The sequence below is a fragment of the Georgenia thermotolerans genome, from assembly GCF_009193185.1.
GTDB classification, from domain to species: domain Bacteria; phylum Actinomycetota; class Actinomycetes; order Actinomycetales; family Actinomycetaceae; genus Georgenia; species Georgenia thermotolerans.
The window spans coordinates 1-1,869 of the sequence record NZ_VUKF01000099.1 but is presented as its reverse complement, the minus strand read 5'-3'; the positions used below and the strand labels follow the sequence as shown (position 1 = coordinate 1,869).

General features: G+C 79.0%; 1 protein-coding gene and 1 pseudogene. Both read right to left on the bottom strand.

Annotated elements, in window-relative coordinates; genetic code table 11:
- A partial coding sequence (gene murJ / locus GD970_RS21315) for a murein biosynthesis integral membrane protein MurJ (RefSeq protein WP_152204881.1) occupies positions 1–1,447 on the bottom strand: 1,447 nt, incomplete at its 3' end.
- 4 nt (positions 1,448–1,451) lie between these two features.
- A pseudogene (locus GD970_RS21310) lies at positions 1,452–1,869 on the bottom strand (hypothetical protein); the annotation flags it as partial.

Genomic DNA, 1,869 nt, shown 5'->3' with positions numbered 1-1,869 from the left:
CGGCCAGGGCGCCCAGCGCCGCGCCGGCGGCGGCGACGGCCGCGGTGCGGCCGAGCCCGCCGAGGGTGCCGGGTCCGCCGGCCCGGCGCAGGGCGGCGAGCAGCAGCACCCCCGCCACGACCATCCCGAGGGACGAGCCGAGGGCGAGCGCGGTGAGCGTGGCGGGCCCGTCCCCGCCGGACGGCGCGAGCAGCGCGGTCAGCGCCCAGGAGGCCACCGAGACCACCAGCCAGCCGCTCGCCGTCGCCGCCACCGCCGCGCGGCCGCGGTCGACGGCGTACAGGGCCCGGGAGACGTGGAAGATCAGCGCGTAGCCGACGATGCCCGGCGCGAACCAGGTGATCGCCGTCGTCATCCCCGGCATGGGGAAGCGCAGCGAGAACACCGCGGTGGCCGCCGGGGCGACCGCCACGAGCAGGGCGGCGCCCAGCAGCGCGACGGCCACGACCAGGCGGGTGGACCCGGCGGCCAGCGCGGCGAAGGCGCGCCGGTCCCCGGTGCCGGCGTGCTCGGCCAGGCGTGGGAACACCGCGGTGGACACCGGGACGGCGAGCACGGCGTAGGGCAGGAAGTACACCGCCTGGGCGTATCCGTAGACGTTGATGGTGCCCACCTCGCCGGCGGTGTTGGCCAGGTAGAGCACGACGACGACGCTGAGCTGCTGGGCCAGCAGCGCCCCGATGCCGGCGGCGGCGAGCCGCCCGGCGCGGCGGGCCACGCCCGGCGGGAAGCGCAGCCCGGGGCGCAGCCGGACGCCCGAGCGCACCACCGGGGGCAGCTGGCACAGGCTCATCGCCGCCACGCCGGCGGTGGTGCCCCACGCGAGCCACGCCACGGCGGCGCCGGGCAGCGCGGCCGGGTCGTCCTGGTGGCCCCCGGCCAGCGCCCCGAAGGCGAGGTAGCTGGCGACGACGACGAGGGAGGACAGCAGGGGCGCGAACGCCGGCCAGAAGAACCGCCGCTGCGCCTGCAGCACCCCCGATAGCACCACGCCGATGCCGTACAGCGGCACCTGGAGGGCGAAGATGCGCAGGAACGTCGTCGTCAGGGCCACCAGGGCCGGGTCGACGTCGGGGCCGGGCAGCAGCAGCCCGGCCAGCGGGCCGGCCGCGGCGGCGACCACCGCGGCGATCGGCACGAGCACCAGCAGCGCCCAGCCCAGCAGCGCCGAGGCGGTGCGGTCGACGTCGCGGCGCAGGTGCCGGGCCAGCGGCACGGCCAGCAGCGGCACCACCGCCCCGGCCAGCGCGCCGCCGGCGGCCACCTCGAACAGGACGTTGGGGATGCGGTTCGCCGTCTCGTAGGCGGTGCCGGCGTCGGAGGCCCCGACGGTCCAGGACTGCACCAGCCAGCGGACGAACCCCACCGCCCGGGAGGCGAGGGTGACGACGGCGATGAGGCCGGCGGCGCCGAGGACGCCGCCGAGCAGGGAGCGCAGGCGGTCCATCGCCTCAGCGCCGGCCGAGCGCGTCCAGCCGCCGCAGCGCGGGCGTGCCCTCGATGACGGCGGAGAAGCTCACCTTCTCGCTGAGCAGGGTGAGGGCGACGACGCCGGCCAGCGCCCCGGCGCGCACGGCGCGGGAGGGGTGGGCGGCCAGGGCGGTGCCGACGAGCGCGCCGACGGCGTTGGCGCCGGTGTCACCGAGCATGGTGCGCTCGGCGAGGTCGTCGGGCAGCGCGGCGCCGGCCACCCCCAGGGCGGCGGCGGCCAGCGTGCCGGCGGCGCCCGCCGGGGCGGCCAGGGCCAGCGGGGCGCTGAGCGCGGCGGCCACCTTGAGGGACCGGCCCGGGCGCAGGTCGAAGAGGTTGTGGAGGTTCGCGGTGCCGGCCACCAGGGCCGCGCCGGCGAGGACCTCGACGGCCCGCGCG